The following is a 21,441-nucleotide window of genomic DNA, read 5'->3' on the forward strand; positions in this document are numbered from 1 at the left end:
GCGCAGGAGCGCCGCATGATACCGTCGACGGACCCGCGCGAAGCCTTGTTCGGTGCGCCCTACGTGGGGCATCTGCCGGCCGGGCCGCGCCATGCGATCACCGACGTGCCGGGCGTGTACGTCGGTCATGCCACGCTCGCGCAAGGCCCGGTGCAGACGGGCGTGACGGTGGTGTGCCCGACGCCCGCCAACGCTGCCGCCGCGGAAGTGCCTGACGCCGGCTGGGATCCGTTCCGGGACAAGATTCCGGCGGCCGCTGCCGTCATCAATGGCTTCGGCAAGAGCGTCGGATTGATGCAGATCGACGAACTCGGCGTGCTCGAGGCGCCGGTGGCGCTCACCAACACGTTTTCCGTCAGTCACGTGGTGCTTGGCCAGTTGCGCGCGGCGATCGCGGCGAATCCGGACATCGGCCGTGGCAGCCCGTCGCTGAATCCGACGGTGCTCGAATGCAACGACGGCTATCTCAACGATATGCAGGCGTTTGCTGTGACCGACGCACACTATGCGCAGGCGCTGGCGAATGCGTCGCGCGATGTCGCGCAGGGCGCGGTCGGCGCGGGGCGCGGCATGTCGAGCTTCGGCCTCAAGGGCGGTATTGGCTCCGCGTCGCGCATAGTCGAGACGGCCGGGGCGCGCTTTACCGTCGGCGTGCTCGTGCTGTCGAATTTCGGCCGTCCGTCGCAACTGACGATCGCCGGGCGTCATGTCGGGCCGGTGCTCGACGCGCGTCTGGCGCAGCCGGCGTTGAGCGCGGCACCCGAGCGTGGCTCCATCATCATGTTGGTGGCCACCGACGCGCCGCTCGATGCGCGCCAGTTGCGCAGGGTCGCCACGCGTACCGGTGCCGGCTTGGCGCGCACCGGGTCCGTGTACGGCCACGGCAGCGGCGATGTCGCACTCGCCTTCACCACGGGCTATACGGTGTCGCATGACGCGACGGGCCGCGTTGCGCCCGCCGCGCTTGTGCCGGACGCCTTGCTCGATCCGATTTTCCAGGCCACGGCGGACGCCACCGAGCAGGCGATCCTGCACGCGCTCTTTGCGGCCGAGTCGGTGCTCGGGCGCGACGCGCACGTGCGCCGCGCCCTCGCCGACGTGCTGCCCGACTGGGCCTCGCTGTAAGCCTTTCACGACAGAGCCGACATCATGCGAATCCTGATCTCCACCGATATCGAAGGCGTCGCGGGCGTCTTCCACGCCGAACAGACCCGGGCGGGCAATGGCGAGTACGAACGCGCGCGCCGCTGGATGACGCACGAGGCCAATGCCGCTGTCGAAGGCGCGTTTGCCGGCGGCGCGACCGAAGTGATGGTCAACGATTCGCACGGCGGTTTTCGCAACCTGCTGCCGGACGAACTCGATCCGCGCGCCCGCCTCGTGCTGGGCAAGCCGCGCTATCTTGGCATGGTGGCGGGGGTGGAGGCCGGTTGCGATGCGCTCTTCATGATCGGCTACCACAGCCGATCGCAGAGCGCCGGGATCCTGGCGCATACGATCAACAGCTTCGCCTTCGCGCGCGTGTGGCTGGCGGGGGAGGAAGCGAGCGAGGCCATGTTGTACGGCGCGCTCGCCGGCGAGCGCGGTGTGCCGATGGTCATGGCCAGTGGCGACGACGTCTTCTGCGAAGAGACGCAACTAATCTTTCCCCATGCGCATTACGTGCAGACGAAAGCCGCCTGGGGACAGGGCAGTGGCATGACGCTCAACCCGAGCCAGTCGTGCGACCTGATCCGCGACGCCGCCAAGGCATCGCTCGCGGACCCGCGCACGTGGCATGCCTACAGGGTCGAGACGCCCGTCGAGGTGCGCCTGCAGGCGCAGACCCCCGCGCTGGCCGACCTCTTCTGCCAGTGGCCGACGCTCGAGCGTGTCGATGGCGTGACGCTGCAATTCGTTGCGCCAAGCGTCGAGGCGGCCGTGCGGATACTGAACTGCCTCTCGGCGATGTCGTTCATGCTGCGCTGAGTGCCGTTTTGGCGCCACCTCCCGTCCCATGTTGTTAAGGCGCTACTGAATCAGGGTTCTCCGTCACGAAATGTCAATGCCTGGCATGCGATAATCCGTAATATTTCGTAACGGCGGCGCCGTGCTATCGGTTGCCCCCTGGATCATTGAGCACCGGCGGGGCCGGGCGAGGCATCATGGATATCAGAAACGCCCGACGGTGGGCGGAACCCGGCGCGAAGCGTTACGTCGGGGCGTTGCTCGTGGTTTTTGCCGCGTTTGTCGTGCGCAGCCTGCTGCACCCGGTGCTCGATCACTCGATGCCGGGCATCTTCTTTACTTGCGCCGTCATCATTGTCGAATTCACATGGGGATTGGGGCCGGCGATCATGGCCATGATCATCAGCATCCCGATTTTCGACTTCTTCTTCGTGCCGCCGTTTCGCGACATCGCTCAGTTCGACCGGCGCGATGTGCTGATCGTCTCCGGCTTCCTGTTGATTACGCCACTTGCCGTCGTGCTGATCGAGCGCCTGCGTCGCGCCCAGTACCGTGCCGAGCTGATCGCGGAGGTCGCGCAGACACGCTATGAGATGCTGCTGCGCGCCGAAAACGAGCGCATGCTCCTGTCCGACTCGGTGCAACTGGGCAATGCGCTGATGACGTATCTGACGAAGCACCTCGATACGATCTTCTATCTGTCCAATCCGGCCGCGCATTACGAATACATCGACGAGCATTTTCGCCGGGCGACGGGCGTCGCGCCCGATGTCGTCAAGCGCGAGGGGCTGCGCGCGCTGCTGCATCCGGAGGACGCACAGCGTATGGCGGGGCTGTTTGCCCTCGATGGCGAGCGCCCCCATCATGGCGCGCACAATCTGCGCATCCGCACGCGCGACGGCGGCTACGAGATGTGCCATTGCGAATTGCAGTATTTTCGCGCGCACGTTGGCACGTACGTGATTTTGCGCTTGCATGCGGGGCCGACGGTGCGTCCGGTCGCGCCGCTGCAGACGCTCACACCGGCAGCCACGGCGCATGCTGTCACCGAGACGCCCGTCGTCTCCGACGGGATTTGACCATGTTCCAGGACGATATTTTCTACAAGGGCGGCGAGCACGCAGTGCTGATGCTGCCGGGGCTGTCGAGCACGCCGCTCGAAATGCGTCCGGTGGCGAAGGCGTTGCATCGCGAGGGCTACACCGTCTGGGTGCCGCACATCGAAGGCTACGGACTCGGCGGGCCATGCACGGACTGGCGCGCCTGGATTGCCGCCGCGCGGGCGAAGTATCGTGAACTGCGGGCAACGCACGCGATGGTGTCGCTGTGCGGGTTGTGTATCGGCGCGACGTTGAGCCTGGCCGTCGCGGAGGAGGAACCGGATGTGACAGCGCTCTCGCTGCTCTCCGTCACCCTCGTGTACGACGGCTGGACCATCCCGTGGTATTACCCGCTCATCGATCTGGGCTTCCATACGCCGTTGCGCCATTACTATCGTTATCGCGAGCGCGCGCCGTTCGGCCTGAAGAATGAGGTGCTGCGAGCACGCGTGGCGAAATCGATGTCGCTGCACGATGCGTCCGAAATCGGTGCGGCGTCGCTGCCGCTCGCACACCTGTATCACGCGCGGCGGCTTGCCGCGCACGTGCGCGCGCGCCTGGCTCGGGTGACGGCGGATTGTCTCGTCATTCACGCGGTGGACGACGACACGTCGAGCCCGCACAACGCGCGCATCGTCTACGACGGGGTGTCGTCCAAGGTGAAACAGAAGTGCCTGCTCGGCGAGAGCTATCACATTCTGACGATGGACAACGAGCGCGAAACCGTTGCCGACGAGACGCGGCGCTTCTTCCGCGACGCCGTGGCGCGCCGTACCGGCGCCGCCACGTCCGAGACGCGCATCATCTCGAAGGCGCTGCTGCGCGCCAAGCGCCGGCAGTCCGCCGCCTGACCGAACGCGCCGGAGGTCGGCGCGTGGTGTCATCAAACTGCCATCGATGGGCGGTTATGGTCGTGGTTTTCCGATACGGCCACCCGCGTTAGTTGAGGGTGGCGCTGCGCTCATCCGGCCATGTCCTCGCTCATCATCGAATCCGTCTGCAAGCAGTGGGGCAATACACGTGCGCTCGACGGTGTGAGTTTCACCGCTGAAGCCGGCTCGCTGGTGGTGCTGCTGGGCCCGTCCGGCTGCGGTAAGTCGACGCTGCTGCGCATGATCGCAGGCCTCGATACGCCGAGCGCCGGGCGCATTGTGCTTGGCGGCGCCGATGTGACCGCGCTGCCACCTGCGCGTCGCAAGCTCTCGATGGTGTTCCAGTCGTACGCGCTCTTCCCGCATCTCTCGGTGCGCGAAAACCTGTTGTTCGGGCTTCGCGTGCGCGGCGAACCGGCGCGCGAGTATCCGCAGCGTCTGGCGCGCGTGGCGTCGCTGCTCGGGCTGGCGCCGTACCTGGAGCGCAAGCCGTCGCAACTCTCGGGGGGCAGCAGCAGCGTGTGGCGCTGGGCCGCGCGGTGATTGCCGAGACGTCCGTGTGTCTGATGGACGAACCCCTCTCGAATCTCGACGCCCAACTGCGTCAGGACATGCGTCGCGAGATCCGGGCGCTGCAACAGCAGCTCGGCATGACGCTTGTCTACGTGACCCACGATCAAACCGAAGCGATGAGCATGGCCGATCAGGTCGTGCTGCTGCGAGATGGCCGCATCGAGCAGTGCGGTGCCCCGCACACGCTCTACGCCACCCCGGCGACGCGCTTTGCCGCGAGCTTCATCGGCACGCCGCCGATGCAGTTGTTGCGTCTTGTACGCCATGGCGACGCCCTGGTGCCCGCCGGGCAGTCCGGCCCGGCGCTGGTGGCGGCCGGTGCGCGCAACGCCGCGCTGCTCGGCCTGCGCCCGGAGCATGTGCGCGCGGTTCCGCCCACCTCGCTGGGCGCAGTGCTCGCCAGAGTGAGCGCCATCGAATATCTGGGCGCGGACACGCTCGTTGCTTGCAAGCTTGGCGACGCGGGCACGATCACTACGCGGGTGCCCGGCCATCGGCCGTTCGCCGTGGGCGACGCCGTCGGTCTGCAATGGGCGGCGATCGACCAGCATCTGTTCGACGCGACCTCCGGGGAACGCCTCGTTGCGGGCGCAGCGGGCCGTGTGGCAATCGACGCTGCCGAGTCTGTCGTTGCAAGCACGGTCTGCGCACCTGAGGCCGCGCTTGCACCGGCGCGGCCGCTTCCGGGGGCGCAGTGACGTTGCAAAACCCAGAACAACACGTCTGACGCGAGGGCCGCCACCGGCCTGCCGCATCGGTTCGGTGCGGCGCGACGGCGGCACATCACCACAACGCTTACATGGGGAACCAAACGATATGCGACGCACGATCCTGAAAACGTTTTCGGCCAGTTTGGCCGCGCTGGCATTGGGTGGCCTGAGCGGCTCGGCCATCGCGCAGACGAAGCCGGTGGAACTCACGTTCTATTACCCGGTGGCCGTCGGCGGTCCGGTGACGAAGATCATCAACGATCTGGTGGCCGACTTCGAAAAGGATCATCCGAGCATCAAGGTCAAGCCGGTATATGCCGGGACTTACCAGGATTCCGTCGTCAAGGCCCTGACAGCCGCGAAGGCGGGCACGCCGCCGCAACTGGCTGTGCTCGCTGCCGCCGACGTGTTCACGTTGATCGACGAAGACGCGGTGGTGCCCATCGACAGCATCGCCAACACGTCGGCCGACAAGCAGTGGCTCGACGGCTTCTACCCGGCACTGATGTTGAACTCGCGCGTCAACGGCCACACCTGGGGCGTGCCGTTCCAGCGCTCGACCATCGTCATGTACTGGAACAAGGACATGTTCCGTGAGGCGGGGCTCGACCCGGACCGCGCCCCGGCGACCTGGGCCGAGTTGGCCAGCGACGCGCAGAAGCTCACCAAGCGCGACGCATCGGGCAACGTGACGCAGTGGGGTATCAAGGTGCCGTCCGTGGGCTTCCCGTATTGGCTGTTCCAGGCGTTCACCACGCCGGCGGGTATCGAACTGATGAATCCGTCGGGAACCAAGACGTTCCTGAACGCGCCGCAGGCCGTCGAGTCGTTGCAGTACTGGGTCGATCTTGCGACGAAGTACAAGGCGATGCCGACGGGGGCGATCGAATGGGGCACCACGCCGAAGGACTTTCTCGAGAAGAAGGCGGCCATCATCTACACGACCACCGGCAACCTGACCAACATCCGGACCAACGCCACGTTCCCGTTCGGTGTCGGCAAGATGCCGGCCAAGGTGCGCGGCGGCAGTCCGACGGGCGGCGGCAACTTCTACGTGTTCAAGAAGACCTCGCCGGAAGAAAAGCAGGCGGCGATGACGTTCATCAAGTGGGCCACTTCGCCTGAGCGTGCGGCGCAGTTCGGTATCGACACGGGCTACGTGGCCGTGACGCCGGCTGCTTGGGAAACCCCGGCGATGAAGCAATATGTGCAGAAGGTGCCTGCTGCGGCCGTGGCACGCGATCAGCTCGCGGTGAGCGTGGCCGAGTTCTCGACGCACGACAACCAGCGCGTGACGAAGGCCCTGAACGACGCCCTGCAAGCGGCGCTCACCGGCACCAAGTCGCCCAAGCAGGCGCTGGACGACGCGCAACGTGAAGCGGATCGCATCCTGCGTCCGTACGCTCGATGAGTCTGGCCGACGCCGGACTTCGCTGTCAGTCTCGTTGAAATGCGGGCCCTGAACGTCGCGACGATCGCGATCTTCACGGCCTCGCATGTTGAATCGATGGACCGTCGATGAATCGCTCTTCTGCTTCGTGGGTGCCCTGGCTGCTGTTGTCTCCGGCGCTGGTGTTGCTCGTCGCCTTCACCCACTATCCGGCCGTCGCCACGCTGTGGCACAGCTTTTTCTCGACGGGCCGCGCCGGGATGCCGTCTGTCTTTGTCGGCACCGAGAATTATCGGCTTCTGATCGACGACCCGGTCTTCTGGCAGGCGCTGCGCAACAACCTCTTGTTCGCACTGGTCACCGTGCCCGCCGCGATTGCGCTCGCGATCGCCATGGCGCTGTGGGTGCACCGGCAAGTGCCGGGGCGCACGTTATTGCGCCTCGCGTACTTCACGCCCGCGATTTTGCCGATGATCGCCGTGGCGAACATCTGGCTGTTTTTCTACACGCCGCAGTACGGTCTCATCGCGCAGATTTCGCAGGCGCTCGGGTGGGGCGATCACAACTGGCTCGGGCAACCCGACACCGCGCTCCCGGCGCTGATGGTCGTAACGATCTGGAAAGAGGCCGGGTTCTTCATGATCTTCTACCTGGCCGCACTGCAACAGATTTCGCCCACCCTGGCCGAGGCGGCGGCGCTCGAAGGCGCCTCGCGCTGGCAGTTCTTTCGCCGCGTTCAGTGGCCGTTGCTCATGCCCACGACCGTGTTCGTGGTGATCAATGCCGTCATCAACGCGTTCCGTCTCGTCGATCACATTATCGTGATGACGCGTGGAGGACCCGATAACGCCACGCAACTGCTCCTGTACTACATCTATCAGGTGGCCTTCAGTTTCTGGGATACCTCATACGCGGCAGCGCTCACCGTGGTCCTGCTCACGCTGCTCGCCGTCGTCGCCTTCGTGAAATTCCGTCTGCTCGACTCACGCACGCATTATCAATGACGACCTCTGCCAGCCCGAACACGCGCCCCCGCAAGCCCACAAAGCCAGGCGCCGCGCTTGCGGTGTTTTCCGCAACCGGTCACACGACGCCGCTCGACGTCGTCGGGGCATGGCTGCTCGGACTGCTGTGGCTGCTGCCGCTGCTCTATGCGCTGTGGAGCGCGTTCCATCCGTCGGCCTACGCCACGCACTTCTCCATGAGTGCGCCGCTTACGCTCGCGAATTTCGAGCACGCATGGCAGGCTGCACCGTTTGGGCGCTACCTCGTCAATACTTTCGTTCTAGTAACAGTGATCCTGGCGGCGCAATTCGTGCTGGGCACGCTGGCAGCGTATGCCTTTGCCCGCTTCACGTTTCGCGGCAGCGAGGTGGCGTTCATGGTCGTGCTGCTCCAACTGATGGTCATGCCCGACGTGCTGATCGTCGAGAACTATCGCACGATCGCCTGGATGGGACTGCGCGACACGATCTTCGGCATTGCGTTGCCGTACTTCGCGTCCGCGTTCGGCATTTTTCTGTTGCGTCAGGCGTTCAAGACCGTGCCGCGCGAATTGGACGACGCGGCGCGCGTGGAAGGCGCCAACGCGTGGCAGGTGCTCTGGCGCGTGTATGTGCCGCTCGCCCGCCCGGTGTATGTCGCCTACGCGCTGGTGTCGATCAGTCACCACTGGAACAACTTCCTGTGGCCGCTCATCGTCACGAACTCCGTCGAGACACGTCCGCTCACGGTCGGCCTGCAGGTGTTTGCGTCGACCGATCAGGGCATCGACTGGACGATGATCACGGCCGCGACGCTGATGACCGCCGCGCCGCTGTTCGTCGCATTTTTGCTCTTTCAGCGCCAGTTCGTGCAGTCGTTCATGCGTGCGGGCATTCGATGAAAGGCATGGCGGCGCGCGACGTCGCGCGACCGCAATAGGCAAAACGGCACGCTGGGGAGCGTGCCGTCGCGTCGCTTGCGCTGGTGAAGCCGGGCGCTTGCAGGCTTACTTGTCGGTGGCCTTGACCAGCAGGATCGGCAGCGTGGTGATGCGCAGCAGCGTTTCGGCAACGCTCCCAAGCAGCAGTCGGTTGATGCCGCGGCGGCCGTGCGTGCCGAGCACGATCACGTCGGCATTCCACGCTTGCGCTTCGCGCAGCACTGCGTCGGCGATTTCGTCGGTGCCGGCTTCGAGCGTAATCATGTTCGTCTCGGCATCGACCCCGCGCTGCTTCAGGTCGGTTTGTGCCTTGGCCAGAATTTCCGCGGTTTCCTTCTCGAACGACTCCTGGCTCTCCAACGGCACGAAGCCGCTGTAGGCGCCGGCGGCGTAGGCGTTGGCGAGAGAGGGAACGACCGACACCAGGCGAATCTTGCCCTGGCTGAGCGCCACGAGCTTGACGGCTTCATCGATGGCGCGGTTCGAGGGCGTGCTGCCGTCGATCGAGACCAGAATGCGTTCGTACATGATGGTGTCCTCTATGTGCGGGAAGTGCGTGAAGGCTTGGTGCCTGGGCGGCATCGCGACCGCGATGCACGACAATTCGTTGGAATATTTTCATTCTCGCATCGCGGGCATCGAAAGTCATCCCGCGACATGGCGCGGTATTGACCGCACGCAAGCATCCATCGGAATGTCACGGGTCGGTGCGTATCCGCCGGGGCGACTCGCGTCGAGAGGGGAAGGGTGTTTCAACGTCCGGAACGCCAGGCGGCCTTGGGGACCGCGTGACTTAGTTCGGCCGGCAGGCGATCACGAGATGGGCGACACCGGCCGTCACGTCGCGCGTGAGGACGTCGTAGTCCTTTTGTACGCATTGCGTGCGGGCGCGCTGGTCGCAGTCGCCGGCGGTGCTGGCCGAGCACCGAATTTGCTGGGTGGGACGCCCGTCCGAGGTAAACAGCGGGGCCGACGAACTGCAAGCCGACAGCGCAACCGTCATAAGCCCCGAGGCGAGCAGCGTAGCGATCTTGGCGAGATTTGTCATAGAGGTCGTCTTATAAGCTCTCGGGAGTATAGCGCGGCGCTGCGACGTTGCTGCGCAAGGCTGCCCGCCTTTGGGGCGACGCCTCGAGCGGGCTCAACGGGGCGTGTCGGCACGCGTGGCGACACTGACCCGTCGCTGGCGGCGCAGCGTGTGCAGACTGTCGAACACGATGAGCGCAACGCCGAACCAGATGGGCACGTACGTCCAGAGCCCGCGCGCGGTGAAAGGCTCGCCGAGCACGACGATCGACACGGCGAACAGCAGCACCGGCTCCACGTACCCGAAAATGCCATACAGGCCGATGGGCAGCAAGCGCGCGGCACCCAGTGTGCTCGCCAGTGCGCTGGCGCTGAGCAGGCCGAGTGCGGGCAGCCAGAACCAGTAGCGCGGCTCGCCGAGCACCGTGGCGTTTTGTGGCCACGCGTGCCAGAGCACGAAGACGGCCACCGGCGTCATCGCGAGCACTTCCATGATGAAGCCGCTGAGCGCGTCGAGCCTCAGCCGGCGGCGCAGCAAGAAGTAGGGCGGATAGCCGAACACAATGAGCGCCGTGACCCAGGACAAGGCGTGCGTTACCCAGAGTTCGTGTGCGACGCCCAGCGCGGCGATGATGACGGCCGCCGTCTGCAGTCGGCTCAGACGCTCTTGATAAAACGTGCGGCCGGCGAGCACCATCGTGAGCGGCAAGAGAAAGTAACCGAGCGAGACGTCGAGCAATCGCTGTTGCAGCGGTGCCCAGACGAACAGCCAGAGCTGAACGCCCAGCAGCGCTGAGCACAGCAGCACGGCGCCGAGCAGCGCAGGGCGATGCAACACATGCGAGAGCGTGCTGCGCAGCACATGCCACCGGCGCAGTGCCGTCACAATGACGAGCGTGCCGGGCAGCGTGAGCAGCATGCGCCAGGCGAAGACGTCCAGCCCGGACAGGGGCGCCAGTTGCGCGACGAGCGCCGGCATAACGGAAAACATGACGGATGCCGAGACAGAGAGCATCACGCCGCGACCGGAAAGCATGGGGGTCCTGTGAGCGGGGCAAGGAAAGGGCGAGGCCCGGGTCAGATCGCGAGCATAGCAAATTCGCACCAGATCGGGGCGTGCCTGCCGTATGGCAGCGGAACGGTCCGCGATGCCCGCGAACGCGTATGATCGCAATTCGTCGATCGTTTTCCATTATTGCCGCCGCGTGCGGCATCTTTGCAGGAGATTCGTGCATGTCGTCCGTACCCGCTGTTGCCGAGTATGCGGCTTTCGCCGCTTCGATGGCCGATGCTGTGAGACCGCTGTCGTTGGGGTGGTTCCGCCGGCGCCTGGCGGTTGACGACAAGGCTGATGAGAGCCCGGTCACGATTGCGGATCGCGAGGTCGAGACGGCGCTGCGCGCGCAGATCGCGGCGCGCTATCCGTCGCACGGCATCTGGGGCGAAGAGTTCGGCAAGCAGGGCGTGGACGCGGAATTCGTCTGGTCGGTCGACCCCATCGACGGCACGCGCAGCTTCATCACGGGACACCCGCTGTGGGGCACGCTGCTCGCCCTGTTGCACCACGGCCAGCCAGTCGTCGGCCTGATCGACATTCCGGCGACCGGCGAGCGCTGGATCGGCGTGAACGACGCCGCCAGCGGCGTGCGCGAGGCCCGCTTCGGCGGTGCGGTGTGCGCCACCAGCCCGGTGACGACGCTGGCCGACGCGACCGTCTATGCGACATCGCCCGACATCTTCAACGCGGCGGAGTATGCGCAATTCGAGCGGCTGACGAAGGCGGTCAGCCGTCGCCGCTTCGGCGGAGATTGCTACGCCTACGGGCTGCTGGCGAGCGGACACATCGAGTTGGTCATGGAAGCGGGATTGCAAACCTACGATTATCTGGCCGTGGCGCCGGTGGTCGAGGCGGCGGGTGGCGTCATCACCGATTGGGAGGGCCGGCCGCTTACGCTCACCTCGCAGGGGCGCGTGCTGGCCGCCGCGAATGCCGAGCTGCACGCCGCCGCGCTGGCGTGTATTCGCGCGGACTGAGGCCGTCGACGGTAGTTGTCGCCCGGTCGTCGTTGTGCCGGTCATCCTCGCTGGCGGGTTACGTGATCGGGCGCGCAAGCCCTTGCCAGATGCGCGGCAGCAACACCCCCAGCACGATGCCGCGTGTCGCGAGAAATGCCATGAGGGCGACCCACAAGCCGTGATTGCCCCAGGCATCGAGCGTGAACGGCATGACCGCGCCAAAGACCAGCAGGCCGATCAACGAGGACGTCAGCAGTTCCCTCGTACGCGTCGCGCCGATGAAGACGCCGTCGAGCTGGAAGCACCACACCGCCACGAGCGGCGAGAGCACGGCCCAGGGCAGGAATTCGCGCGCCGTCGTGCGCAGTGCCGGCTGATCGGTCAGCGCATCGATGATCGCGCCACCCGCCACGGCGTAGACGAGGGAAAACGCGACGGCGCACCCCAGCGCCCAGCCCAGCGACAACCGGATGGCATGCAGCAGCGCCGCTCGCTGACGCGCACCGACATAGGCGCCTACAAGGGCTTCGGCCGCGTGGGCGAAGCCGTCGAGGCCGAACGCCATGAACGTCTGGAAGTTCAGCAGCAGCGCGTTGGCGGCGAGCGTGACGTCGCCAAGTCTCGCACCCACGCGAGCGAACCAGGCAAAGGCGAGTTGCAGAAACAGCGTGCGCAGGAAGATATCGAGATTGAGCCGCAGCAAGCGCCATAGGGCGCCGCGCTCGACCAGCGCGGCCAGTCGCAGCGGCGGCAAGCCGGGCGTACGTGCGAGCCAGAGCAGCCATGCGCCCAGCGCAAAGCCGAGCACATCGGCCAGCGCGGTTGCCCCTGCAATGCCCGCCACCCCCAGTCGAAGCCCCGCACGAAGATCAACACCGCCACGATGTTCACGAGATTGATGAACACCTGCACGGCAAGTCCTTGCCGCACGCGTTGACACGCCAGCAGGTAGCCGAGCACCACGTAGTTGCCGAGCGCCAGCGGCGCGGCGAGCACGCGGATGCTTGCATATTGTCGTCCTAAGGATTGGACTTGGGCGCTTCCCCCAGCCACGACACCCCCAGCGACACCAGCGGCTCGCGAAAGACAAGCAACACGGCGCCAATCGCGAACGCCAGCGTCAGCGCGCGTGCGAGCGTGTCGCGCAGACGCTCGGCGTCGCCGGCACCGAACGCTTGTGCCGCGAGGCCCGTGGTGCCCATGCGAAGGAACGAGAAGCCCCAGAAGAGCAGGTTCAACAGCAGCGCACCGAGGGCGACGCCGCCCAGATAAGCGGCGCCCGGCAGATGACCGGCCACGGCTGTGTCGACGGCCGAGAGCAGGGGCTGAGTGAGATTGGCGAGCACGATAGGCACCGCCAGACGAAGCAGTTGCCGGTGGCCGACGGCCGCAGGGGCAGGGTTCATGAGTGAGTTGGGCAGCGGCCGGTCAGGGCGATTGCCATCGAATCGGGGAATCGGGTAATCCGCCAATCCGGGAAAGCGGAAAGGCGGGAAACCCGGTATTCGGGAAGCCACAAGCGGCGGCAGGTTGCGAGTGCGCCGATTATAAGGTCTGGCAGTCGTCCGGGCGATGGGCGCCCGCCGCGGCGATCGGGGGTGTGCCATTCCCGAACGGTACAATGCCCGACGTCTCCGTTCGTCACAAAAGGCCGCATATGCCGTCTTCGCCGTCCTCGCCTTCGCGCCGGATGCCCTCGACTCTCGTTTCTGTTTCGAGGCTCGCGTCCTCCCTGCGATCTTCGGCCTTGCGGGTTGCCCGCCGTCGTTATGCATTGGCGGGCGCCTTGTGTCTGCTGAGCCTGCCGGTGCTCGCCGACGTGACCCTGCAACGGGGGCCGCCACCGCCGCGCTTCGAGGATCACCACGCGGCGCCCCACGGACAATTCTGGGTGCCGGGCTACTGGCAGTGGACAGACGGTCGCTACGACTGGGTCGACGGACATATGGAACCCAAGCGCCCGGGCATGCGCTACACGCCGCCGCATTGGGAGCAGACGGGCCGTCACGAATGGACGTTGCGCGACGGCGCCTGGGCGTCCACCGGCTGGGGGCCAGGCACGATTCACGAGATTCGCGCGCCCAAATGACGTGGTAGCGAAGCGCTTCGCACGCCGGCTGATTCATCAGCCATCCGACGTATGTGTCCGCCGGACAAGCGTTGGAGGCGGTGCGACGGATGTCATCGGCGAGCGTCAATAAAAATGCCCGCGCGAGGCGGGCAAAAATCACTACAGGGGAAGTCACGCGATATGAGTGGCGATCGGGCGAAAGAGTTCCCCGCGTTTTGCGACTGGCAGGGGGACACTCGATCGACGTAAAATGGCGCTTTGTCGCTACACCCCCCTCATGTCGGACGCGGCGCACGACGCCGGTGGATGACATCAGCGCGGGGTGAGATTTTCAGGTGTCGAATGTCGGTAAAGCTGGTCGTGCGGAGTTGCCTCGTGTTGGCCGCGTGCCTGAATGCCGGGATGCCGGTGGGCGCGTACGCACAATCCTTGTTCTCGGATATCAATCCACCTTGTTTTACTGAGCGGAACGCAGTGTCCTACGGGTTGTGGGATCGCGGTCTCGCACCTCAGTATTTCGTGCCGCCCCCCCGGCGCCTGCGCCGCCGGTGGCCACGGATCCTGATGCCGCCTCCGACCCCATTGCCTTGTTCGCGGGGGATGATCCGAACGCGGTCGCCGCCGCCGTCGAGCGCGACGCCGCCAAGCGCGCCGCGCCATCAGTGGCGAGTGACGTGGTCGCTGCCGGGGACGCGGCGGCCGAGGCCCCGCAGCCGGCATCGGATGCACAAGCGTCGCGCGTCGATCCGTCGCAAGACGCGCCGGAGGCGGACGGCATGGCAAGCGCGCCGTCGGCACAGGCGCCGGCGCCATCGCCGCCACTACCGGCCGCCGATTTTGCCGTGGCGCCGGAGCTGAGCGCTGACGGCACGGCCATTACCGCCGTCGACCTGGATGCGGCGGCATCGGCGGCATCGGCCGAGCGCGGCGAGCCGCCGCCGGCCCGGATATCGCGCCGCCCAATGCGTTCCTTGCGCGTGCCTCGTGTCTGCGCGGACTGCCGCGACACGAGAGTCGCGCGGATCGCAACATCCGCATGTTGATGCGTGGAGGGCTCGTGGTGCGCGACGCGCAGTTGCCGTTCGTCGCTACACTCAGCCGCACGCCCGGCGAGGGGGCCGTGGGCCTCCAGGTAATCAACGAGCGGCCCTACCAATTCAACGTCGGCATGAACAACAGCGGCATGACCTCCTCGGGCAAGATGCAGGGCACGGCGAATCTGTTGATGCACAATCCGCTGGGCATGTACGGGAAGTTCAATACGACGCTCAGTCAGGATTTGCAGAATGCGCGTCGCGATGCGACGAACCGCGATCTGTCGGCCAATTACTCGGTGCCGATCGATGCCGACTGGACGGTCGGGATCACCGGCAAGGCCAACGCGGCGAAGGACCAGATCGACGCCGGCATTACGCAGACACAGACCTTGCAATGGCGCGTGCGCCGCGCGTTCGACTTCACGGCGAATGGCTCGACGGGTCTGGAATTGCGCTACAACAGGAGTCGCACGGAAGACCCGAACGCGCTTCACACCTACGACAGCTATGCCGAGTTGGGGCTGAGCCACACGCACAATTTCGGGGCGTCGAAGCTCGATCTGTCGGTGATGCAGCGCCTGAACGCGCCGTGGATGCCATCGTCGAGCGGCCTGCCGGGCTGGTCGTATCGCTTCCAGTCGGTGGACGCGAAGCTCACCGTACCGTTCTGACGAAATCCATGACGGTATCGAGCGATACCGTTCGCACGAGCGTCGCGGGCATGTCCGTGAAATGCTCAACGTCCCCGAACAAAATGACGGGCTTGCCGTAACGCACGGCGAGCCCGACTTCGTCGCGTGTCCCGTGCTGGCCGGGCAGGGCGACGATGACATCGCTGGAAAGCACATTGATGTGATTGCGCGAGAGCGTGCCTGGCGGCGCATCGGGCAGATGGCGCGGCAACGGGCTCACGATGGGCACTTCCACGAACGGATTCGGATAACCGGGCGCGGGGCGGAACCTGACCGGCTCGTCATCGTTGCCGACGGCCTCGGTCGGCACGATGCCGATGCAGCGGCCCAGGCGCTGCGGAACGGCACAGAACGCTTCGCTCACGCTTGCCATCACGCCCTGCCCCCGCCGGTGAGCAGGTGGAACCCGGCCATGGCGATCGCGCGGCCGAGCGGCGCGGCCAGTTCAGTCCACGGCTGTTTGCCGGAACCCATGACACCAATGGTTTGGGGACGCACGGAATGGCTCATATCGGATGGCGGAATCGAGGGGGAGGGGAAGCAGCGGTGCCGATGATAAACGACTTTGCCCAGCGCGATCGACGGCAGGCGACGTCGACGACGTGTCGGGCCCGCCAGAAGGCGTTGGCAGATTGTGGGGATGACCGCGCAGCGGGGGGCACACGGGCAAAAAAAACCCGCCGGCTTGGCGGGTGAGGAAGCAGGCCTTCCACGGGGAAGTGAAAGCCCGATCTCGCGAGGTGTTTGCGAGACCCGTGTAGTATCGTGACCCAAACGTCTGCTGGCTATGGGCCAAGTCCTAAAGTGCATGTAAGACGCTTTCCATTTCCGTTTCCCAACCTTTCTGACGTACACGGGGCGATAGATGACCGAACCGACTGACAATACACCGGCCAGTGCCGCCCACATCGCTGCCATGCAGGCGTTGCGCGCCGCGCTGCTCGCCCAGCACAAGGTGCTGATCGCCAACGATCGTCTGCAATACGAAGCAGTCTTCGGACCGGTGCCCACCGGACGCTTCGTGCAGTTGCTCACCGAAGACGCCTGGTTTCGCTGGCTCGACCCGCTCTCGCGTCTGATCGTCGCCCTCGACGAATGGCTGGAGCAGACGCCGCCGCAGGCAGACGCCGGCATTGCCCTGGCCGACGAAGCGGCCAAGCTGTTCCGTCACACCGACGTCGAGTTCGGCGAGCGCTATCGCCTGGCCTTGCAGCAGGCGCCGGACGCGGTGCTCGGGCAGAGTCAGGTGGTGGCGGCGCTGCGCGGCGCGCCGCAGTCGTCGCCCGCCGCATCCGGGAAATCCGATGCGCCGGTTGCGAAGGAGCCCGATGCGTCGGCAAACGAAGGCGACGGCGCCTGAGCAGGGAGGGGGAAGACCGTCAAGCCGAAAATTTGTTCCGCGGCTGATCGTTTTTTGAGCATGGCTCTTGACAGCCTTTGTTCGTGAGGCGTTCGAGAAGGTAAGGGCAGGTTATCCAGTGGGTTATCCACACAGGGTGTGGACAACTTTTGCCGGCGCGGCGCCGGCGGCAGGTGGCTTGCGCACCGTCGACCGAGGCCCGCGCGCACCGGTTACGCCATCGCAACCGAGCGACGAGGTGCAGGCGACGTGAATCGATGACGTGGGGCGCGGCGATCGCGCAGCGGCCTGGCCCCGTAGGAATCCTTCACGTTGGCCCTATCTCGATGGGGTCGCCGCTGCGACAATGGCGCTTTGCGTGCTGTCCGACGCGGGCGGCCTGCGTCGTCCCCCGGGCATCCGCCCGCTGCGATTCATTCCCATGACAACCACGCCCATTGTGCTGTTGGTGCTGCTCTCGGCACTGATGCACGCCACCTGGAACGCCTTTCTCCACGCCAGTCCCGATCGCGTCTGGCAAGTCGGCGTGATGGCGGTGCCGCAAGGACTCGCCGCCGTGGCCGGCATCGTGTGGTTGCCGCTGCCGCCAGTACAGGTCTGGCCGCTTGTTCTGCTCTCCGCCGGCGCGCAGGTCGCGTACACGGCGGCGCTCATCCGGGCCTATCGCGTCGGTGAGTTCGGGCAGATCTATCCCATCGCACGCGGCATTTCTCCGTTGCTGATTTCGGGGGCGGCGTTGCTGCTGGCGGGCGAGTGGCCGACGGCGATGGCGGCGTGGGGCATCGTGGGTATCTGCGCCGGCATTCTGACGCTGGCGTTGCGTGGGCGCCGCTTCTCGGGCGACAGCGTGCCTGCGGCGTTGCTCACGGGAGTGTTCATTGCGGCGTACACGATTGTCGACGGCTTCGGCGTGCGATTGTCGAACGGCAACGGCTTCGGGTACCTCGCATGGGCCTACCTTTTCGCGAGCGTGCCGGTGATCGGTGCCGTGGCGAAGTGGCGGGGCGGATTGCGCGGCATGTTCCTTGCGCCGCGCCGCCGCGTGGCCGAAGCGCTGGGGGCGGGCATCGTCGCGCAATGCGCCTATGCCATGGTGGTGTTCGCGCTGCAATACTTGCCCATGGGTGTCGTGTCGGCGTTGCGCGAGTCCAGCGCCATCATCGCGGTGCTGCTGGGCTGGTTGTTCCTGCGCGAAAAGCTCAATGCCCGCCGTCTCGTGGCGTGCGGCCTCGTGGTCGGCGGGGCGGTACTCATCAAACTGAGCGCTTAGGTGCGCACCCGAGCGCTGACCTGAGCGGCACCTGCGCAGCGACTACGTGGCGACATCTGCGAAGGCACCCGTCGATGCATCAGTCACCCGATCAGCGGCCACGGCGGCCATGCGTCGTACCTGGGTGGGGTGTGCTCAGCCGCGTGGCCAGAGTTCGGCGCGATGCGCCGTGATCGCCGCCACGACGATCTCGCGCATCCCATGTCCGTCGGTGGATTCGAGGTGTTCGAGAATCGTCATGCGCATGCGCGGCGCCCAGAAGCGTCGCAGGTGGCCTGCAATGTTGTCGAGCGCCTCGCTGCGGTCGGGCATCGTCTCGAAGAAATCCCCGATCTGATTGGCCATCTTGACCAGATTGTCGGTGTCCATGATCTGTTGTGTCCCCTGAATTCGTTCTCGGTGCGTTGGCCGCCGTCATTTACGTGGCCAATCGCGCGTCCGCCGCACCGTCTGATGGCAATCGACGATGAGGCTCGCCGCAGCCGCCGGCGATGGACGCGGATTGTCCGTCGCAGCGCGCCGCCTCGAAGGTCTCCCCGATGACGCGGCGCGCGTTGCTTCCCTTTTTCCTGCCCTGACTCAGTTCGCGTTGGCCTCGCTCGCACCACGAGCGTGTTCGAGGAAGGCCTCTTGCTGGCGATTGAAGTCCGAGTACTGACGCTGCCATTCCGACGGCTGCGCCACCGGCGTGACCTGCACCGCTGTCACCTTGTACTCGGGGCAATTGGTCGCCCAGTCGGAGTTGTCGGTGGTGATCACGTTCGCGCCCGACTCCGGGAAGTGGAACGTTGTGTACACCACGCCGGGCTGCATGCGGTCGCTCACGACGGCACGCAGCACGGTCTCGCCCGCGCGACTCTGAATGCCGACCCAGTCGCCGTCCTTCACGCCGCGTTCTTCTGCATCGTGCGGATGGATGTCGAGCCGGTCCTCGTCATGCCAGTGAACGTTGTCCGTGCGGCGCGTTTGCGCGCCGACGTTGTACTGCGACAGAATCCGCCCGGTGGTCAGAATGAGCGGGAAACGGCGCGTGACCTTTTCATCCGTGGGCACGTACTGCGTGATGAGGAACTTGCCCTTGCCGCGCACGAATTCGTCGATGTGCATGACGGGCGTGCCGTCCGGTGCTGCTTCGTTGCACGGCCACTGCACACTGCCCAACTGGTCGAGTTTCTCGTAGCTCACGCCGGTAAACGTCGGCGTGAGGCGTGCGATCTCGTCCATGATTTCCGACGGGTGCGAGTAGTTCATCTCGTAGCCCAGTCGCTTGGCCAGTTGGATCGTGACTTCCCAGTCGGCGTAACCGGCGCGCGGCGGCATCACCTGACGCACGCGTGAGATACGACGCTCGGCGTTGGTGAACGTGCCGTCCTTCTCCAGGAACGACGAGCCCGGCAGCAGCACGTGCGCATACTTCGCCGTTTCGTTCAGGAAGATGTCCTGCACGACGATGCACTCCATCTGTTCGAGCGCATGGGTCACGTGCTGCGTGTTCGGGTCGGACTGCACGATGTCCTCGCCCTGGCAGTACAGGCCCATGAAGGTGCCCGCGATCGCCGCGTCGAACATGTTCGGAATGCGCAGGCCCGGCTCGGACTGGATCTCGACGCCCCATTCCGCTTCGAACAGCGCGCGGGCAGTCGAATCCGACACGTGACGGTAGCCCGGCAGTTCGTGCGGGAATGCGCCCATGTCGCACGAGCCCTGCACGTTGTTCTGGCCGCGCAGCGGGTTCACGCCCACGCCTTCACGGCCGATGTTGCCGGTGGCCATGGCGAGGTTGGCGATACCGATCACCGTCGTGGAACCTTGCGCATGCTCCGTCACACCCAGACCGTAATAGATCGCCGCGTTGCCGCCCTTGGCATACAGACGCGCGGCACCGCGCACGAGGTGCGCCGGCACGCCGGTGTGCACTTCGGTGGCTTCGGGCGAGTTTTCGGCGCGGGCAGTGAACTCGCGCCACTGCTGGAACGCGCGGTCCTCGCAACGCTCGGCAATGAACGCGTCGTCCATCAGGCCTTCGGTGACGATCACGTGCGCAAGCGCGTTGATCATCGCCACGTTCGTGCCCGGACGCAGTTGCAGGTGGTAGTCGGCCTTGACGTGCGGGCTGTTGACCAGGTCGATGCGGCGCGGATCGATCACGATCAGCTTGGCGCCTGCGCGCAAGCGCTTCTTCATGCGCGAGCCGAACACCGGGTGACCGTCGGTTGGGTTCGCGCCCATCACGAGAATCACGTCCGAGTGTTCGACCGACTTGAACGTCTGCGTGCCGGCCGATTCGCCGAGCGTTGCCTTCAGGCCGTAGCCGGTCGGTGAGTGGCACACGCGTGCGCAGGTGTCGACGTTGTTGTTGCCGAACGCGGCGCGCACGAGCTTTTGCACCAGGTAGTCTTCTTCGTTCGTGCAGCGTGACGACACCAGACCGCCGATCGAATCGCGCCCGTACTTGGCCTGAATGCGCTTGAACTCGGACGCCGCATAGTCGAGCGCCTCGTCCCACGACACGTCCTGCCACGGATCGGTGATCTTCTTGCGAATCTTGGGCGTAAGGATACGGTCCTTGTGCGTGGCGTAACCCCAGGCAAAGCGGCCCTTCACGCAGGCGTGGCCTTCGTTGGCCTGACCGTCCTTGTGCGGCACCATGCGCACGACTTCGTTACCCTTCATCTCGGCCTTGAACGAGCAACCCACGCCGCAATAGGCGCAGGTGGTGATCTTGGCGTGCTCGGCCTGGCCGAGATGGATGACCGACTTTTCCTGCAGCGTCGCGGTCGGGCAGGCGGCCACGCAGGCGCCGCACGACACGCATTCGGAATCCATGAACGACTGATCCTGTCCCGCCGAGACGCGCGCTTCGAACCCGCGGCCCGAGATCGTCAACGCGAATGTGCCCTGCGTTTCTTCGCAGGCGCGCACGCAACGGTTGCAGACGATGCACTTCGAGGCGTCGTAGGTGAAGTAGGGGTTCGACTCGTCTTTCTGGCTGTCGAAGTGATTGTCGCCGTCGAAGCCGTATCGCACTTCGCGCAGGCCCGTCACGCCGGCCATGTCCTGCAGTTCGCAGTCACCGTTGGCCGCGCAGGTCAGGCAGTCGAGCGGGTGATCGGAGATGTACAGCTCCATCACGCCCTTGCGCAGTTCCTGGAGCTTCGGCGATTGCGTGCGCACCTTCATGCCCGGTTCGACGGGCGTGGTGCACGACGCGGGGTAGCCGCGTCGGCCTTCGATCTCGACGAGGCAAAGACGACACGAGCCGAACGGCTCGAGCGAGTCGGTGGCGCACAGCTTGGGCACGTTCACACCGCCTTCGGAGGCGGCGCGCATGATCGACGTGCCCGCGGGCACGGTGACCTGTTCGCCGTCGATTTCCAGCGTGACTTCCTGCGTCGATTCGCGACGCGGGGTGCCGTAATCCTTCTCAAACATCGGGTCCATCATGGTGGGCGA

20 protein-coding genes and 2 pseudogenes are annotated in these 21,441 nt (G+C 65.6%); 14 read left to right on the forward strand and 8 right to left on the reverse strand.

Annotated features, from left to right (window positions below):
• The first annotated feature begins 15 nt into the window (after nt 1-15).
• From DRB87_RS06940 to DRB87_RS06975, 8 genes and pseudogenes are all read left to right on the forward strand, one after another.
• Nucleotides 16-1,125 (forward strand): P1 family peptidase, encoded by a 1,110-nt coding sequence (locus DRB87_RS06940; protein WP_240756212.1) that lies wholly within the window; start codon nt 16-18, stop codon nt 1,123-1,125.
• Between the two features lie 24 nt (nt 1,126-1,149).
• A complete protein-coding gene (locus tag DRB87_RS06945; protein ID WP_130025368.1) occupies nt 1,150-1,968 on the forward strand; it encodes a M55 family metallopeptidase in 819 nt (272 codons plus the stop codon).
• A gap of 176 nt (nt 1,969-2,144) precedes the next feature.
• A complete protein-coding gene (locus DRB87_RS06950) occupies nt 2,145-3,026 on the forward strand; it encodes a DUF4118 domain-containing protein (RefSeq protein ID WP_130025369.1) in 882 nt (293 codons plus the stop codon).
• A 2-nt stretch (nt 3,027-3,028) separates the two neighbouring features.
• Entirely contained in the window at nt 3,029-3,898 is an 870-nt protein-coding gene (locus DRB87_RS06955; protein ID WP_130025370.1) for a carboxylesterase, read from the forward strand.
• A gap of 120 nt (nt 3,899-4,018) precedes the next feature.
• Nucleotides 4,019-5,190, forward strand: a pseudogene (locus DRB87_RS06960) (ABC transporter ATP-binding protein).
• A 118-nt stretch (nt 5,191-5,308) separates the two neighbouring features.
• Nucleotides 5,309-6,613 (forward strand): ABC transporter substrate-binding protein, encoded by a 1,305-nt coding sequence (locus tag DRB87_RS06965; RefSeq protein ID WP_130025371.1) that lies wholly within the window; start codon nt 5,309-5,311, stop codon nt 6,611-6,613.
• Nucleotides 6,614-6,720: 107 nt separating this feature from the next.
• Nucleotides 6,721-7,596: a carbohydrate ABC transporter permease gene (locus DRB87_RS06970; RefSeq protein WP_130025372.1), complete on the forward strand. Its 876-nt coding sequence runs from the start codon at nt 6,721-6,723 to the stop codon at nt 7,594-7,596.
• Between the two features lie 62 nt (nt 7,597-7,658).
• A complete protein-coding gene (locus DRB87_RS06975; protein ID WP_130027770.1) occupies nt 7,659-8,477 on the forward strand; it encodes a carbohydrate ABC transporter permease in 819 nt (272 codons plus the stop codon).
• Between the two features lie 105 nt (nt 8,478-8,582).
• On the opposite strand, the gene DRB87_RS06980 is transcribed toward DRB87_RS06975, so the two are convergent.
• The 3 genes from DRB87_RS06980 to rarD all read right to left on the reverse strand — a co-directional run bounded on the left by DRB87_RS06980 (nt 8,583) and on the right by rarD (nt 10,578).
• Nucleotides 8,583-9,044, reverse strand: a complete 462-nt coding sequence (locus tag DRB87_RS06980; protein WP_017233675.1) for a universal stress protein — start codon at nt 9,042-9,044, stop codon at nt 8,583-8,585.
• Between the two features lie 265 nt (nt 9,045-9,309).
• On the reverse strand, nt 9,310-9,564 hold the full coding sequence (locus DRB87_RS06985) for a hypothetical protein (protein ID WP_130025374.1): 255 nt from the start codon (nt 9,562-9,564) through the stop codon (nt 9,310-9,312).
• Between the two features lie 93 nt (nt 9,565-9,657).
• Nucleotides 9,658-10,578, reverse strand: coding sequence for an EamA family transporter RarD (gene rarD, locus DRB87_RS06990; protein ID WP_130025375.1), 921 nt, complete (start codon nt 10,576-10,578; stop codon nt 9,658-9,660).
• Nucleotides 10,579-10,775: 197 nt separating this feature from the next.
• Here rarD and hisN point away from each other — a divergent pair, with 197 nt between their 5' ends.
• Complete coding sequence (hisN, locus tag DRB87_RS06995; protein ID WP_130025376.1) at nt 10,776-11,576, forward strand: histidinol-phosphatase; 801 nt, start codon at nt 10,776-10,778, stop codon at nt 11,574-11,576.
• 58 nt (nt 11,577-11,634) lie between these two features.
• Here the strand turns inward: hisN and DRB87_RS07000 are convergent.
• Nucleotides 11,635-12,964 (reverse strand): annotated as a pseudogene (locus tag DRB87_RS07000) (MATE family efflux transporter).
• Nucleotides 12,965-13,344: 380 nt separating this feature from the next.
• Here DRB87_RS07000 and DRB87_RS07005 point away from each other — a divergent pair.
• The 3 genes from DRB87_RS07005 (at nt 13,345) to DRB87_RS07015 (ending at nt 15,337) form a co-directional block, all read left to right on the forward strand.
• Nucleotides 13,345-13,647 carry a hypothetical protein gene (locus tag DRB87_RS07005; RefSeq protein WP_240756213.1) on the forward strand — a complete coding sequence of 101 codons (303 nt, stop codon included), beginning with the start codon at nt 13,345-13,347 and terminating at the stop codon, nt 13,645-13,647.
• A gap of 530 nt (nt 13,648-14,177) precedes the next feature.
• Nucleotides 14,178-14,672: a hypothetical protein gene (locus DRB87_RS07010; protein ID WP_130025378.1), complete on the forward strand. Its 495-nt coding sequence runs from the start codon at nt 14,178-14,180 to the stop codon at nt 14,670-14,672.
• Nucleotides 14,666-15,337, forward strand: coding sequence for a ShlB/FhaC/HecB family hemolysin secretion/activation protein (locus DRB87_RS07015; RefSeq protein ID WP_130025379.1), 672 nt, complete (start codon nt 14,666-14,668; stop codon nt 15,335-15,337). The genes DRB87_RS07010 and DRB87_RS07015 overlap by 7 nt, the downstream gene beginning before the upstream one ends.
• Here the strand turns inward: DRB87_RS07015 and DRB87_RS07020 are convergent.
• Together DRB87_RS07020 and DRB87_RS23465 are read right to left on the reverse strand one after the other, a co-directional pair.
• A complete protein-coding gene (locus DRB87_RS07020; RefSeq protein WP_240756214.1) occupies nt 15,321-15,731 on the reverse strand; it encodes a DNA-binding protein in 411 nt (136 codons plus the stop codon). The genes DRB87_RS07015 and DRB87_RS07020 overlap by 17 nt on opposite strands.
• Entirely contained in the window at nt 15,731-15,868 is a 138-nt protein-coding gene (locus DRB87_RS23465; protein WP_240756215.1) for a hypothetical protein, read from the reverse strand. The genes DRB87_RS07020 and DRB87_RS23465 overlap by 1 nt, the downstream gene beginning before the upstream one ends.
• A gap of 355 nt (nt 15,869-16,223) precedes the next feature.
• Between DRB87_RS23465 and DRB87_RS07025 the strand changes: the two genes are divergently transcribed.
• Nucleotides 16,224-16,718: a hypothetical protein gene (locus DRB87_RS07025; protein WP_130025380.1), complete on the forward strand. Its 495-nt coding sequence runs from the start codon at nt 16,224-16,226 to the stop codon at nt 16,716-16,718.
• A 421-nt stretch (nt 16,719-17,139) separates the two neighbouring features.
• On the forward strand, nt 17,140-17,988 hold the full coding sequence (locus DRB87_RS07030; protein WP_130025381.1) for an EamA family transporter: 849 nt from the start codon (nt 17,140-17,142) through the stop codon (nt 17,986-17,988).
• 135 nt (nt 17,989-18,123) lie between these two features.
• Here DRB87_RS07030 and DRB87_RS07035 read toward each other — a convergent pair whose 3' ends face one another.
• Together DRB87_RS07035 and fdhF are read right to left on the reverse strand one after the other, a co-directional pair.
• Nucleotides 18,124-18,357, reverse strand: a complete 234-nt coding sequence (locus DRB87_RS07035) for a formate dehydrogenase subunit delta (protein WP_130025382.1) — start codon at nt 18,355-18,357, stop codon at nt 18,124-18,126.
• A gap of 210 nt (nt 18,358-18,567) precedes the next feature.
• The gene (gene fdhF, locus DRB87_RS07040) at nt 18,568-21,432 is read right to left on the reverse strand and encodes a formate dehydrogenase subunit alpha (RefSeq protein WP_130025383.1); all 2,865 of its coding nucleotides are present in this window, start codon (nt 21,430-21,432) and stop codon (nt 18,568-18,570) included.
• Nucleotides 21,433-21,441 lie beyond the last annotated feature (9 nt).

It is taken from the genome of Pandoraea sp. XY-2, from assembly GCF_004193915.1.
GTDB lineage: Bacteria > Pseudomonadota > Gammaproteobacteria > Burkholderiales > Burkholderiaceae > Pandoraea > Pandoraea cepalis.

What these genes read in the sequence shown, in the direction of transcription:
- DRB87_RS06940 (WP_240756212.1), top strand. Translation starts at nt 16, where the DNA reads ATGATACCGTCGACGGACCCGCGCGAAGCCTTGTTCGGTGCGCCCTAC.
- DRB87_RS06945 (WP_130025368.1), top strand. Translation starts at nt 1,150, where the DNA reads ATGCGAATCCTGATCTCCACCGATATCGAAGGCGTCGCGGGCGTCTTC.
- DRB87_RS06950 (WP_130025369.1), top strand. Translation starts at nt 2,145, where the DNA reads ATGGATATCAGAAACGCCCGACGGTGGGCGGAACCCGGCGCGAAGCGT.
- DRB87_RS06955 (WP_130025370.1), top strand. Translation starts at nt 3,029, where the DNA reads ATGTTCCAGGACGATATTTTCTACAAGGGCGGCGAGCACGCAGTGCTG.
- DRB87_RS06965 (WP_130025371.1), top strand. Translation starts at nt 5,309, where the DNA reads ATGCGACGCACGATCCTGAAAACGTTTTCGGCCAGTTTGGCCGCGCTG.
- DRB87_RS06970 (WP_130025372.1), top strand. Translation starts at nt 6,721, where the DNA reads ATGAATCGCTCTTCTGCTTCGTGGGTGCCCTGGCTGCTGTTGTCTCCG.
- DRB87_RS06980 (WP_017233675.1), bottom strand. Translation starts at nt 9,044, where the DNA reads ATGTACGAACGCATTCTGGTCTCGATCGACGGCAGCACGCCCTCGAAC.
- DRB87_RS06985 (WP_130025374.1), bottom strand. Translation starts at nt 9,564, where the DNA reads ATGACAAATCTCGCCAAGATCGCTACGCTGCTCGCCTCGGGGCTTATG.
- rarD (WP_130025375.1), bottom strand. Translation starts at nt 10,578, where the DNA reads ATGCTTTCCGGTCGCGGCGTGATGCTCTCTGTCTCGGCATCCGTCATG.
- hisN (WP_130025376.1), top strand. Translation starts at nt 10,776, where the DNA reads ATGTCGTCCGTACCCGCTGTTGCCGAGTATGCGGCTTTCGCCGCTTCG.
- DRB87_RS07015 (WP_130025379.1), top strand. Translation starts at nt 14,666, where the DNA reads ATGTTGATGCGTGGAGGGCTCGTGGTGCGCGACGCGCAGTTGCCGTTC.
- DRB87_RS07020 (WP_240756214.1), bottom strand. Translation starts at nt 15,731, where the DNA reads ATGGCAAGCGTGAGCGAAGCGTTCTGTGCCGTTCCGCAGCGCCTGGGC.
- DRB87_RS23465 (WP_240756215.1), bottom strand. Translation starts at nt 15,868, where the DNA reads ATGAGCCATTCCGTGCGTCCCCAAACCATTGGTGTCATGGGTTCCGGC.
- DRB87_RS07025 (WP_130025380.1), top strand. Translation starts at nt 16,224, where the DNA reads ATGACCGAACCGACTGACAATACACCGGCCAGTGCCGCCCACATCGCT.
- DRB87_RS07030 (WP_130025381.1), top strand. Translation starts at nt 17,140, where the DNA reads ATGACAACCACGCCCATTGTGCTGTTGGTGCTGCTCTCGGCACTGATG.
- DRB87_RS07035 (WP_130025382.1), bottom strand. Translation starts at nt 18,357, where the DNA reads ATGGACACCGACAATCTGGTCAAGATGGCCAATCAGATCGGGGATTTC.
- fdhF (WP_130025383.1), bottom strand. Translation starts at nt 21,432, where the DNA reads ATGATGGACCCGATGTTTGAGAAGGATTACGGCACCCCGCGTCGCGAA.